Source organism: Stenotrophomonas sp. ATCM1_4 (assembly GCF_004348115.1).
GTDB classification, from domain to species: Bacteria; Pseudomonadota; Gammaproteobacteria; order Xanthomonadales; family Xanthomonadaceae; genus Stenotrophomonas; species Stenotrophomonas capsici.
In genome coordinates this window covers 3,525,154-3,536,992 of sequence record NZ_QPFB01000001.1, presented here as the reverse complement: position 1 = coordinate 3,536,992, position 11,839 = coordinate 3,525,154, and the positions used below count along the sequence as shown (strand labels likewise).

Annotated in this window: 11 protein-coding genes and 1 pseudogene; 9 read left to right on the top strand and 3 right to left on the bottom strand. The window is 68.0% G+C overall.

Going from position 1 to position 11,839, the window contains the following annotated elements; genetic code table 11:
• Nucleotides 1–46: 46 nt before the first annotated feature.
• Nucleotides 47–715 (bottom strand): hypothetical protein, encoded by a 669-nt coding sequence (locus ATCM_RS16185; protein ID WP_132865506.1) that lies wholly within the window; start codon nucleotides 713–715, stop codon nucleotides 47–49.
• 149 nt (nucleotides 716–864) lie between these two features.
• Here ATCM_RS16185 and ATCM_RS16180 point away from each other — a divergent pair, with 149 nt between their 5' ends.
• The 8 genes and pseudogenes from ATCM_RS16180 (at nucleotide 865) to ATCM_RS16145 (ending at nucleotide 8,232) form a co-directional block, all read left to right on the top strand.
• On the top strand, nucleotides 865–2,130 hold the full coding sequence (locus ATCM_RS16180) for an MFS transporter (RefSeq protein ID WP_132865505.1): 1,266 nt from the start codon (nucleotides 865–867) through the stop codon (nucleotides 2,128–2,130).
• Nucleotides 2,131–2,149: 19 nt separating this feature from the next.
• A pseudogene (locus ATCM_RS16175) lies at nucleotides 2,150–2,353 on the top strand (tautomerase family protein); the annotation flags it as partial.
• Nucleotides 2,350–3,147 carry a fumarylacetoacetate hydrolase family protein gene (locus tag ATCM_RS16170; protein ID WP_132865503.1) on the top strand — a complete coding sequence of 266 codons (798 nt, stop codon included), beginning with the start codon at nucleotides 2,350–2,352 and terminating at the stop codon, nucleotides 3,145–3,147. The pseudogene ATCM_RS16175 and the gene ATCM_RS16170, both read left to right, overlap by 4 nt.
• Nucleotides 3,148–3,187: 40 nt before the next feature.
• Nucleotides 3,188–4,126 carry an acetaldehyde dehydrogenase (acetylating) gene (locus ATCM_RS16165; protein WP_132865502.1) on the top strand — a complete coding sequence of 313 codons (939 nt, stop codon included), beginning with the start codon at nucleotides 3,188–3,190 and terminating at the stop codon, nucleotides 4,124–4,126.
• A 10-nt stretch (nucleotides 4,127–4,136) separates the two neighbouring features.
• Nucleotides 4,137–5,177 carry a 4-hydroxy-2-oxovalerate aldolase gene (dmpG, locus tag ATCM_RS16160; protein WP_132865501.1) on the top strand — a complete coding sequence of 347 codons (1,041 nt, stop codon included), beginning with the start codon at nucleotides 4,137–4,139 and terminating at the stop codon, nucleotides 5,175–5,177.
• Nucleotides 5,174–5,962 carry a 2-oxo-3-hexenedioate decarboxylase gene (gene dmpH, locus ATCM_RS16155; protein ID WP_132865500.1) on the top strand — a complete coding sequence of 263 codons (789 nt, stop codon included), beginning with the start codon at nucleotides 5,174–5,176 and terminating at the stop codon, nucleotides 5,960–5,962. The genes dmpG and dmpH overlap by 4 nt, the downstream gene beginning before the upstream one ends.
• A 198-nt stretch (nucleotides 5,963–6,160) precedes the next feature.
• Nucleotides 6,161–7,543 (top strand): DcaP family trimeric outer membrane transporter, encoded by a 1,383-nt coding sequence (locus tag ATCM_RS16150; RefSeq protein WP_132865499.1) that lies wholly within the window; start codon nucleotides 6,161–6,163, stop codon nucleotides 7,541–7,543.
• Nucleotides 7,544–7,614: 71 nt separating this feature from the next.
• Nucleotides 7,615–8,232 carry an LON peptidase substrate-binding domain-containing protein gene (locus ATCM_RS16145; protein ID WP_192287922.1) on the top strand — a complete coding sequence of 206 codons (618 nt, stop codon included), beginning with the start codon at nucleotides 7,615–7,617 and terminating at the stop codon, nucleotides 8,230–8,232.
• Nucleotides 8,233–8,289: 57 nt separating this feature from the next.
• On the opposite strand, the gene ATCM_RS16140 is transcribed toward ATCM_RS16145, so the two are convergent.
• The gene (locus ATCM_RS16140; protein ID WP_132865497.1) at nucleotides 8,290–10,299 is read right to left on the bottom strand and encodes a bifunctional DedA family/phosphatase PAP2 family protein; all 2,010 of its coding nucleotides are present in this window, start codon (nucleotides 10,297–10,299) and stop codon (nucleotides 8,290–8,292) included.
• Between the two features lie 126 nt (nucleotides 10,300–10,425).
• On the opposite strand from ATCM_RS16140, the gene ATCM_RS16135 reads away from it, so the two are divergent.
• Nucleotides 10,426–11,088 carry a serine/threonine protein kinase gene (locus tag ATCM_RS16135; RefSeq protein WP_132865496.1) on the top strand — a complete coding sequence of 221 codons (663 nt, stop codon included), beginning with the start codon at nucleotides 10,426–10,428 and terminating at the stop codon, nucleotides 11,086–11,088.
• Nucleotides 11,089–11,146: 58 nt separating this feature from the next.
• On the opposite strand, the gene ATCM_RS16130 is transcribed toward ATCM_RS16135, so the two are convergent.
• Nucleotides 11,147–11,824 (bottom strand): hypothetical protein, encoded by a 678-nt coding sequence (locus tag ATCM_RS16130; RefSeq protein WP_132865495.1) that lies wholly within the window; start codon nucleotides 11,822–11,824, stop codon nucleotides 11,147–11,149.
• Nucleotides 11,825–11,839: the final 15 nt, after the last annotated feature.

The following is an 11,839-nucleotide window of genomic DNA, read 5'->3' as shown; positions in this document are numbered from 1 at the left end:
CGGTGGCGGAGGGGCGCGGCCTCGGGACGCCGCACCCATGCGCCGATTATGGCAGGTCGATGTATCGCTCTGCGAAAACCTTGTACCGCTGGGTCTTCTGCGCGGCGGCGTCCTCCGGGCGCACGTAGCGGATCGAACTGCGCCCCTTGAGCTGGCGCGGCAGCAGGAAGCAACGGATGAAGCGGGTTTCCTCGTCCTCGGTGGTCGGTGCCAGCACCGGTGCATGGCCCAGCTCGAACCAGGCGTGGCCGGCCGGGTGGTCGTGGCGCTGGCCCAGCGTCTCGATGCTGATCCTGCCGTAGTCGCAGATGCGGATGCCCGGGCCCTGGTGGACGTGGGTGAGGGCAACGCCGCCCTTCGGGAAATCAACGCGATCGCAACGCATCAGCCACTCAAAGCGCGCATCCAGCGTGATCGACGCTTCCAGCTTGAGCTCGCTGCGGGTGGCCGGGGCCGAGGGCAGGGCGCCCGCTGGCTGGTGCGCATCGGTCAGATCCCAGCGCCACAGCACGGTGTCCTGCTCGCCGCTGAGCAGGGTCAGCGGCTCCTGGCCCACCCGCGCCTGGGCCGGGTCAAGGGACTGTGCGTCCTGTGGGGACTCAACCATCAGGCCACCTTCGCGCACGTACAGCGCACGGGGGCCGGCGGGCAGATAGACCGGCGGGCAGCCGGCCGGCAGGTGGTCTTCGTGGAGGCGGAGGATCAGCTCGGACATCGGAATCTCGCGTTTGTTACGACGTCGGTATCGTATATCGAGACGAAAACATTTGTCATGTTCCATTTTCAAGAAAAGTGGGTTACTTTGTGCTCGCAGTATCGTTCACCGATACTTTCGTATCAGCCAAGATTCCGGAGGGGAAGCCAATGGCGCAGCGTGGTTCAACGATCCAAGAGGTACCGGCCGCCAGCAGCGGCCGCTGGTGGCAGGGTGCCAGCAAGCAGCAGTGGGGCACGTTCCGTTCGGCCTACCTGGGCTGGATGCTGGATGTGATGGACCTGATGTTGTTCGCGATGGTGCTCAAGCACGTCAGTGCGGACCTGGGTTTCGACAAGTCGCAGGCGGGCATGGTGATGTCGGCCACGCTGCTGGCCACCGCGTTCGGTGGACTGGTGTTCGGCTACCTGGCCGACCGCATGGGCCGCGCCAAGTCGATGATGCTGAGCATCATCTGCTATTCGATCGGCACCGCGCTGTGCGGCCTGTCCGACACGCTCGGCCAGCTGATGCTGTTCCGGATCATCGTCGGCCTGGGCGTCGGTGGTGAGTGGTCCGCAGGTTCGGCGCTGGTGAGCGAAAGCTGGCCGGCACAGCACCGCGGCAAGATCCTGGCCTGGATCCAGAGCGCGTTCGCCTCCGGCTACGCCGCCGCGGCGATCGTCGCCGCGCTGGTGGTGCCGACGCTGGGTTGGCGCTGGGTGTTCGTGGTCGGCCTGCTGCCGGCGCTGCTGGCGTTCTACGTGCGCCGCCACGTCAAGGAGCCGGAGATCTGGGTCAACCAGGCCCAGCGGTTGAGCTTCGGCCAGACCATGGGCCAGCTGTTCGGCGCGCATGCGCGCAGCACCCTGGTCGGCCTGGCCTTCGTCACCGCGGCGATGTGCGGCTACTGGGGGCTATTCACCTGGATCCCGACCTACCTGGCAACGCCGGTCGCCGACGGCGGCCCGGGCCTGGACATGGTCAAGTCGACGATCTGGATCGTGATCATGCAGATCGGTGCCGCATTCGGCTTCGTCACCTTCGGCTACATCGCCGACGCGATCGGCCGCAAGAAGGCCTTCATGCTGTTCTTCGTGTGCTCGGCGCTGACGGTGCCGGTGTTCGTGATGATCAAGTCGCCGATGGCGCTGATGGCGTTCGGCATCGTCGTGGCCTACTTCGGCACCGGCTTCTATAGCGGCTTCGCGCCGACATTCGCGGAGATGTTCCCGACCACCGTGCGCGCCACTGCGCAGGGCTTCGTCTACAACGGCGGCCGCGCCATCGCCGCCATCGCACCGGCGCTGATCGGGTTCCTGGCCAACAGCTACGGCGTGGCCAGCGGACTGATGGCCACTGCCGGGTTCTTCGGGCTGGCCGCGGTGATCGTGCTGCTGTTCCTGCCCGAGACCAAGGGCGCCGAGCTGACCTGATTGCAACCGCAGGAGTAACCCCATGCCGATCATCCAGGTGACCCTGGTACAGGGTCGTGACGAAGAGAAAGTGCAGCGTTTCATCCGCGCCGTGGCGCAGGTGGCGCATGCCGAGCTGGAGGCGCCGATGAGTGCGATCCGGGTGATGATCAACGAAGTGCCGCCGCAGCGTTTCGCGGTCGGCGACGTGCTCAAGAGCGATGCGAAGGAAGTGAAGGCATGAGTGCTGTGTCCCTGGGTGCCGACGCCATCGCGCGGCACGGTGCCGAACTGCACGCCGCGCTGCGCAGCGGCGTGGCGGTGGAGCCGCTGAGCGAGCGCATCGCCGGGTTGTCGTTGGGCGATGCCTATGCCATCTCCAACGACCTGCTGGCGCGCCGTCTTGCCGATGGCGAGCGCGTGGTCGGCAAGAAGATCGGCGCCACCTCGGTGGCGGTGCAGCGCATGCTGAAGGTGGACCAGCCGGACTTCGGCTTCCTCACCGATCGCATGCAGGTCGCCAACGGTGGCGTGTTGTCCACCGCCGGCATGATCGCGCCGCGTGCCGAGGGCGAGATCGCCTTCCACCTCAAGCGTGACCTGGTCGGTCCGGGCATCACCCACCACGACGTGCTCGCCGCCACCGAGGCTTTGTCGGTGTGCTTCGAGATCGTCGATTCGCGCATCCGCGACTGGCGCATCGGCATCACCGACACCGTGGCCGACAACGCCTCGGCCGCGGCTTACGTGCTCGGCGAACTGCGGGTGCCACCGAAAAACCTGGACCTGGGCACGCTGGGCATGGTGGTGGAGAAGAACGGCGAGCTGGTGGCCACCGGCGCCGGTGCCGCCGCGCTGGGCTCGCCGGTCAACTGCGTGGCCTGGCTGGCCAACACGCTCGGCCGTCTCGGCACGCCGCTGAAGGCGGGCGAGGTGATCCTGTCCGGCGCGCTGGTGCCGCTGATCCCGGTGCGCGCCGGTGACCACATGCGCGTGCGCGTCGGCGCGCTGGGCAGCGCCGAGATCCGCTTTGCATGACGCCTGCTTCCTCCCCCACCTTGAACGACAGGAGTTCTGCATGACCCTGAAAGCGGCCATCATCGGTCCCGGCAACATCGGCACCGACCTGATGATCAAGATCCTGCGCCACGGCAAGCAATTGCAGATGGCGGCACTGGTCGGCATCGACCCGGCGTCCGACGGCCTGGCGCGTGCGACGCGCATGGGCGTGGCGACCATCTCCAGCGGCGTGGCCGGCTTGATCGAATCGGACCTGTTCGCCGATATCGACATCGTGTTCGATGCGACCTCGGCTTCGGCGCACGTGGCCAACGACGCGCTGCTGCGCGCGGCCAAGCCGGGCATCCGCGTGGTTGACCTGACGCCGGCGGCGATCGGCCCGTACTGCGTGCCGACCGTGAACCTGGAGGACAACATCGAGGCGGCCAACGTCAACATGGTCACCTGCGGTGGCCAGGCCACCATCCCGATGGTGGCGGCGGTCGCGTCGGTGGCCAAGGTCGCCTACGCCGAGATCGTGGCCAGCATCTCCAGCAGGAGTGCCGGCCCGGGCACGCGCGCCAACATCGACGAGTTCACCGAGACCACCTCGCGCGCGATCGAGAGCGTGGGCGGTGCGCAGGTTGGCAAGGCCATCATCGTGCTCAACCCCGCCGAGCCGCCGCTGCTGATGCGCGATACCGTGTACGTGCTCAGCGAGGTGGTCGACACCGCCCTCATCGAAGCGGCCGTCACCGGGATGGCCGCACGCGTGGCCGCCTACGTGCCGGGCTACCGGCTCAAGCAGCAGGTGCAGTTCGAGCTCATCGACGAGCCGGTCAACGTGCCGGGCGTGGGCCCGAGCACCGGCCTGAAGACCTCGATCTTCCTGGAAGTGGAAGGCGCCGCGCACTACCTGCCGGCCTATGCCGGCAACCTGGACATCATGACGTCGGCCGCGTTGGCCACCGGGGAGCGCATGGCCGCCTCGGTGCTGGCCGCGCGTGCAGCGGCGTGAGGACATGAACATGACCGCCAACAAGCTCTACATCTCCGACGTCACCCTGCGTGACGGCTCGCACGCCGTGCGCCATCGCTACAGCCTGGAACAGGTGCGCGCGATCGCCACTGCGCTGGACCAGGCCCGGGTCGATTCGATCGAGGTCGCCCATGGCGACGGCCTGCAGGGTTCCTCGTTCAACTACGGCTTCGGCGCGCACAGCGACATCGAGTGGATCGAGGCCGCGGCCGAATCGGTTTCCCACGCGAAGATCGCCACGCTGCTGCTGCCCGGCATCGGCACCGTGCATGACCTGAAGAACGCCCATGCTGCCGGCGCGCGCATCGTGCGGGTGGCCACGCATTGCACCGAGGCCGACATCTCGCGCCAGCACATCGAAGCGGCCAATGCTCTGGGCATGGATGCGGTCGGCTTCCTGATGATGAGCCACATGACCACGCCGCAGGCGCTGGCGGTGGAGGCGAAGAAGATGGAAAGCTACGGCGCGTCCTGCGTGTACGTGGTCGATTCCGGTGGCGCATTGAACATGAATGATGTGCGTGACCGGGTCGGCGCGCTGCGCGAGGCGCTGCAGCCGGATACCCAGATCGGCATCCATGCCCACCACAACCTGTCGCTGGGCGTGGCCAACTCCATCGCCGCGGTCGAAGCGGGCGCGATCCGCATCGACGCCAGCCTGGCCGGCATGGGCGCCGGCGCCGGCAATGCACCGCTGGAGGTGTTCGTCGCCGCGGCCGAGCGCATGGGCTGGAACCACGGCTGCGCGCTGTACACGCTGATGGATGCGGCGGACGACATCGTGCGTCCGCTGCAGGACCGCCCGGTGCGGGTGGACCGCGAAACCCTGGCGCTGGGCTACGCCGGCGTCTATTCGAGCTTCCTGCGTCACGCGGAAATCGCATCGCAGCGCTTTGGCCTGAAGACCGCCGACATCCTGGTCGAGCTGGGCAAGCGTCGCATGGTCGGCGGCCAGGAAGACATGATCGTGGACGTCGCGCTGGACATGCTGCGTGCGCGCGGCGAGCAACCGCAGGAGGCACAGGCATGACGCTGGACCGCTCCATCATCGAAAACTGCGCCCTGCAGTTGCTGGCCGCCGAGCAGGAAGTGCGCGAGGTGACCCGAATCACCGATGCGCATCCGCAGATCGACGTCAACGCGGCGTACGACATCCAGGAATGCCTGCGCGGCATGAAGCAGGCCGCCGGCATACGCATCGTCGGCATGAAGATGGGCCTGACCTCGAAGCCGAAGATGCAGCAGATGGGCGTGGACACGCCGATCTACGGCTTCCTCGGCGCTGACAATGCCGTGGACGACGGCGCCGTGGTCGACACCGCGCGCCTGATCCACCCGAAGGTGGAGGCCGAGATCGCCTTCGTCATGCGCGAGGACCTGACCGGGCCCGGGTGCGATATCGCCCAGGTACTGGCGGCCACCGATTACGTGGTGCCGGCCATCGAGCTGATCGACTCACGCTACGAGAATTTCCGTTTCGACCTGCCCAGCGTGATCGCCGACAACACGTCGGCCGCGCGTTACGTGCTGGGCTCGCGCCCGACGGCGGTGCAGGGCCTGGACCTGGAGACGCTCGGCGTGGTGATGGAGAAGAACGGCCAGGTGGTCGAGGTTGGAGCCGGCGCCGCGGTGCTCGGCAATCCGGCCGAGGCGGTGGCGATGCTGGTCAACATGCTGGCCGAGCGCGGCCAGGCACTGCCGGCCGGCAGCGTGGTGCTGTCCGGCGCGATCACCGCAGCGGTTGCGGTGGCTGCCGGTGACAACGTGCTGGTACGCGCCGATGGCATGGGTACGACGGCGTTGCGGTTTGTGTGAGGGCCCGAAGGCCGGGCAGCCGTTGAGGCGTCAGCCACGCCTGCCTGCCCGCATCACGTCACTCCCGCGCAGGCGGGTATGACGCGCTGAACGCCGTTCGGTCTGCCCGGACGGCCATGGCAAGAAAACGACGTTCTTCATGACCGGCGCCCTACCGGGCGCCGGAACGGTGTCCTGTTGCCCTGGGAGGGGAAAACGATGATCGGTAACAAGAAACTGGCCGCCCTGGCCACCACGGCGGTACTGTCGGCGATGCCGCTGAGTGCGCTGGCGCAGGCCATGGATGCGCAGGCCATGGAGGCACGCATGGCGCAGTTGGAGCAGGAGATGCAGCAGATGCGCGACATGCTGCAGGCCTACCAGCAGCGTGATGCTGCCAATGCCAATGCCAATGCCAATGCCAATGCCGCTGCGGCGCCGACGGCGACAGCGCTCGACGCCACCCGCGTTGCCGCACCAGCGGCGCCGGCCGTCGTGATGCCCAACGCGATGCCGGGCACGAAGTTCTCCTTCGGCGGCTTCATCAAGCTCGATTCGATGTACACCCGTACCAGCGATGGCGAGATCGCCGACGGCTCGGCCGGGCGTCTGTTCTACTTCCCCGGTGCCACGCCGGTGGCGGCCGATGGCAACGGGCACAGCGCCAGCTATACCGACGTGCATGCGCAGTTCTCGCGCTTCTGGCTCGGTGCCGATACCATCACCGAGCGCGGCGACAAGCTCAAGGCCTATATCGAGGCGGACATGTACGGCGGTGGCAGCAACGCCTTCGCCGGCAACGAGGTCATCACCAACACCTACGCGCTCACCCTGCGCCAGGCCTACGTGAGCTGGAACAACTGGCTGGCCGGCCAGACCTGGTCCAACTTCCAGGACGTGGCGGCGCTGCCGGACACGGTGGACTTCACCGGTCCTTCGGAAGGCACCATCTTCTCGCGCCAGGCACAGCTGCGTTACACCCGCGGCCCATGGTCGTTCTCGGCGGAGAACCCGCAGACCACGATCACCCCGTTCGGCGGCAAGGGCGCGCGCATCAACAGCAGCACCGACGTGATGCCGGACCTGACCGCGCGCTGGCTCACCCGCGGTGATTGGGGCCACTTCACCGTTGCCGCGCTGCTGCGCAACTTCCGCTACGACGGTCACAACGAAAGCGGCGGTGCCCTGAGCGTGTCGGGCAAGTTCAACATGGGGGCCAATGACGACCTGCGTTACATGGTCAGTGGCGGTGCCGGCGTGGGCCGCTACCTCGGCTTCGCGCTGGGCAGCGACACCGTGCTGGATGAGGAAGGACGCCTGCACGCGATGGACGGCTACGGTGGCTTCGCCGCGTGGCGCCACGCGTTCTCGCCCAAGCTGCGCGGCAACCTGGTCTATTCGGTCGCCGTGCTCGACAACGACACGGCCTGGACCGGCTATGAAGTCACCGACAAGGCACAGTCGGTGCGCGCCAACCTGATCTATTCGCCATTCCCCAAGCTGGACCTGGGCGTGGAGCTGAGCCATGCGCAGCGTCGCCTGGAGAATGGCGAGAAGGGCGACATGAACCGCGTGCACACGCACGTGAAGTACAACTTCTGACGGCGTCCTGCCGGCGCCTGCGACGATGGCCCACGGCGGGCTGGGGTACCATCAGCCCGGGTCCGCCGTTTCTGTTGCCGATGACTGCCACGCAAAGCCTGCCGCTGTTTCCATTGCATTCGACGCTGTTGCCGGGTGCCTCGCTGGGGTTGCGCGTGTTCGAGGCGCGTTACCTTGACCTGGTGCGCGAATGCGGGCGCAAGGGTGGCACGTTCGGCGTCTGCCTGATCCTGGAGGGCGAGGAGGTCGGCACGCCGGCAACGCCCGCCGCGTGGGGCGTGGAAGCCCTGGTCGAGGATTTCGACGTGGGTGCCGATGGCGTCCTGGTGCTGCGCCTGCGTGGCGGTCGCCGCTTCCACGTGCGGCAGACGCGCGTGCGCGACAACGGCCTGGTCGTGGCCGAGGTGGAATGGCGCGAGCGTGACAGCGACGATGAACTGCAGCCGGAGCATGCGCTGCTCGGCATCCTGCTCGAACGCATTCTTGAACAGGCGGGCGGTGAGTACGCCTCGGCCGGCCCGGCACAGTTCGACCAGGCGGCCTGGGTGGGCTGGCGATTGGCGGAACTGTTGCCGTTGCAGGAACAGCAGCGGGTGATGCTGCTGCACGAAGACGATCCGCACAGGCGCCTGGAGCGCCTGCTCGAATGGATCCCCGGCTTCGACATCCCGCAGGAACAGGATCTCTGACCTCCGCCAGAAGCTCCATCCACGTTGCCGGATCCGGCAACGCGGGCATCACCGCTGTTACGGCGCGGGTGTTCCCTGGCTGCGGATCATCAGCAACGGAAGGCCGGTTTCCGGCTGCACCTGCTGCTGGTTGGGCATGCCGTCGAGCGACTGCTTGAGCGTATCCAGTGCGGGATCCACGCCGCGCAGGGGGCGCCACATGCCGAACAGCTTCAGGTGGCGCTGGAAGCGCAGCGTCTGCGCGCTGCCCAGCCAGACCTGGGCTTGCCCCGGCTCCAGGCGTACGGCCGAAGGCCACAGCCGCAGCGCATAGACCTCGTCCGGTCGCGTGCCCGGGTGCAACAACAGCAGTGCCTCGACGTTGCTGTCCAGGGTGGCCGGCAGCACCGGCACGTCCTGCGGCGAGGCTTTCTGCTCCAGCATCGCCAGCGCCTGCTGCCAGCCGGCCTGCGGCTGCACGGTCCAGCCCTTGCGCTCCAGCTGCTGCTGCAGGGGTGCCAATGGGCCGGCGACCTGCACGTCCAGCGGCCAGCGCTGGTCGTCATCGAACTCGTTGCGACGGGCCGGCAGCTCGCGCCAGCCGTCCTGCCACCAATGCGTTGACACCATCGATTGCGGTGCGGCGGCCACCGGCTCGAACTTGGCCAGTTTGGCCGGCACGTTGCGCGGTGCATACCAGAAGCCGGCGAGCACGAACACGCCGTAGAACAGCCAGGCCACCGGCTTGACCCAGAACGAACGGTTGAAGCGGCGGCGGTAGGCCACGCCCAGCAACAACAGCCAGAAGATGCCGAACAACATGCCGCCGATGACGTCGCTGAGCCAGTGTGCGCCCAGGTAGATGCGGGCAAAGCCAATCGCGGTGACGACCACGCCGGAGAGCAGGTACGGCCAGACGCGGGTGCGGCCGGGCAGCTCACGGCCGATCAGCACGGCGAAGAAGCCGAAGGTGATCGTGGCCATGGTCACCGCCACCGACGGGAAGCCGAAGCCACTGCTGGCCGAGGGCGGGCGGACCACGTCCACCGTGGCGCCCAGCAGCTTGGTCAGGGCCAGGCCGAAGGCCAGCGCCGCCAGCCAATGCACCACCGCCATCCAGCGCCGGCGCCAGGCCAAGTAGCCCATGGCCGCGCCGATGGCCGGCAGCAGTACCTGCCAGTCGCCCAGCGAGGCCAGCGCGGCCATCGGATAGTCGGCCAGCGGGTTGCGCAGGGCCAGCATCAGCTTGTGCACGGCCAGGTCCAGCGCCAGTGGTTCGCCATGCGCGACCACCACCATCAGCAGCACGAACCAGCCCCAGCCGAGCAGCAGCAGCATCAGGGCGAGCATCGCCAGCGGCACCGATTCACGCCGCTTGGGGTCGAACAGGTCGGTCAGCGAACGGCCCAGCAACTGCGGGTGGCGCTGCGACCAGGCCAGCACGCGCGCCAGCCAACCGTCCATGCGCGCGGCCGACCAGCGGTAGCTGTACAGCACGATGGCCCAGACCAGGCCCAGCATCGCGCCGAGCAGGGCCAGCACCAGGAACAGGCTGCCGGCGACCGCCGCCACCGCGTCGTAGGCCTGGCCCAGCGCCCAGCCGGGCAGCAGGAACAGCACCGCCCAGGACAGGCAGGCGATGCCGCTGGCCTTGAGGTAGTTGCGGAAGGGCATGTTCGCCATGCCGGCGATGGCTGGCACGAACGGACGGATCGCGCCCACGTAGCGCGCCACCAGGATGCTCTTGAAGGCGTTGCGGCGGAACATCAGCTCGCCGCGGTCAAGCAGCTGCGGGTAGCGGCTGACCGGCCAGACGCCGCGCAGCCGGTCGCCCCAGCGACGGCCGACCCAGTAGCTCAGGCCATCGGCGGCGAACGCGCCCAGCGTGGCGCAGGCGATCGCGTACGGTCCGGACAGCTCGCCCATGCCGATGAGCACGCCCACCGCGATCATCAGCGGCAACGCCGGCACGATGGTGCCGAGGATGATTACCGAGTCACAGAAGGCGATGGCGAAAATCGCGGCACCGGCCAAAACCGGATGAGCGGCGATCCACGCAAGCGTGGCGTCGATCCAGGAAGAATTCATCGGGCGATTATAGTGGCAGGGCCCGTTCAGACCGCTGCTTCCGTTGCAGGTTCCATTGGCGTGGCGGCGGGCCGTTCACCTGCCGTGTCGGTGAATGAAAGCCCGGCAGGCCACTAGAATGGGGGCATGCTGGACTCTTCGCCTGACACCTTCATTACGCTGAAAGCCGACAGTTTCGGCCGTATCCTGCTGGTCGACGGGGAGCACGGCCGCTTTGTCCGCCGTGACCTCGGGGCCACGCCGCCGTGGCTGCGCCTGCCGGCCTGGTGGCTGGCCCGGCGCGAGGCGCGGGCGTTGGCCAGGCTGGATGGCATGGAGGCCACGCCGCGCCTGCTCGGCTGGGACGGCCGCTGGCTGGACCGCAGCTACATGGAGGGAGCGGCCATGTACCAGCGCCCGCCCCGAGGTGACCTGGCCTACTTCCGCGCCGCGCGGCGCTTGCTGCAGCGCGTGCACCGCCAGGGCATCGCCCACAACGACCTGGCCAAGGAGGCCAACTGGCTGGTGCGCGAGGATGGTTCGCCGGCGTTGATTGATTTCCAGCTGGCGGTCTGCGGCAACCCGCGCTCGCGCTGGATGCGGCTGCTGGCCCGCGAAGACCTGCGCCACCTGCTCAAGCACAAGCGAATGTATTGCGGCGCGGCGTTGACGCCGGTGGAGCGGCGGCTGCTCAAGCGCCATTCCTGGGTGCGCGAACTGTGGTTCGCCACCGGCAAGCCGGTGTACCGCTTCGTCACCCGGCGCATCCTGCACTGGGAAGACAACGAAGGGCAGGGACCAAAGCCTTGATCCGCAGCGCGGGACGGGGCACCGGCCGGCGTGGCCGGCACCGGTGCCCGGAAGGGGCTCAGCGCAGCTCGACCAACTGCCTGCCCCTGAAATTCCGCTTGGCGTCGAAGTCGTAGCCGATGGTCAGCATGCCCTCGTCGGCACAGGCGTGGCAGCTGCGCAGCGGCGTGCGGTAACGCAGGCGCACGCCGCCGTCGGGCAGTGCATCGCTGCCGCTGGCGATGGCCGGCGCGAACGGGACCGCGTCCGGGTGCGCGGCGATGAACGCCTTGTATTCAGGCAGGCTGCGGGTGTTGTCGTCCAGCACGTCCCGGTCCACGTCGACGGTCCGGCCGCTGGCGTCAACCAGCCAGGTGCCTTCGTTGGTGTTGGCGCGGAACGGGAACTCCAGCGTCGCCACGCCCACGCCTTCCACGCTCTGCCAGGCGCTGACATATCCCGGGTTGTCCTGCGCGGCCAGATTACGAGCGGCGGTGAGTGCGGCGGCCGAGGCGCCGCCCGCGCGCAGGGTGTCGATCAGGCAGGTATCGCTGGCGGTTGCAGCGTTGCGGCAGGCATCAAGCGACCCATTCCACACCGCGCTGGCGTCCAGCTTGCCACCGGTGCTGCCCAGCCCGGTGGTGTGTGCGGTGACATCGTGCACCACCGGCGGGACTTCGCCGGCCGATTGCCGGTTCTGGCAGGCGGCAAGGGCGAGCACGAGCAGCAGCGGGGTGGTGCGGTACAGCGTTTTCATCATTGGATCTCGGGG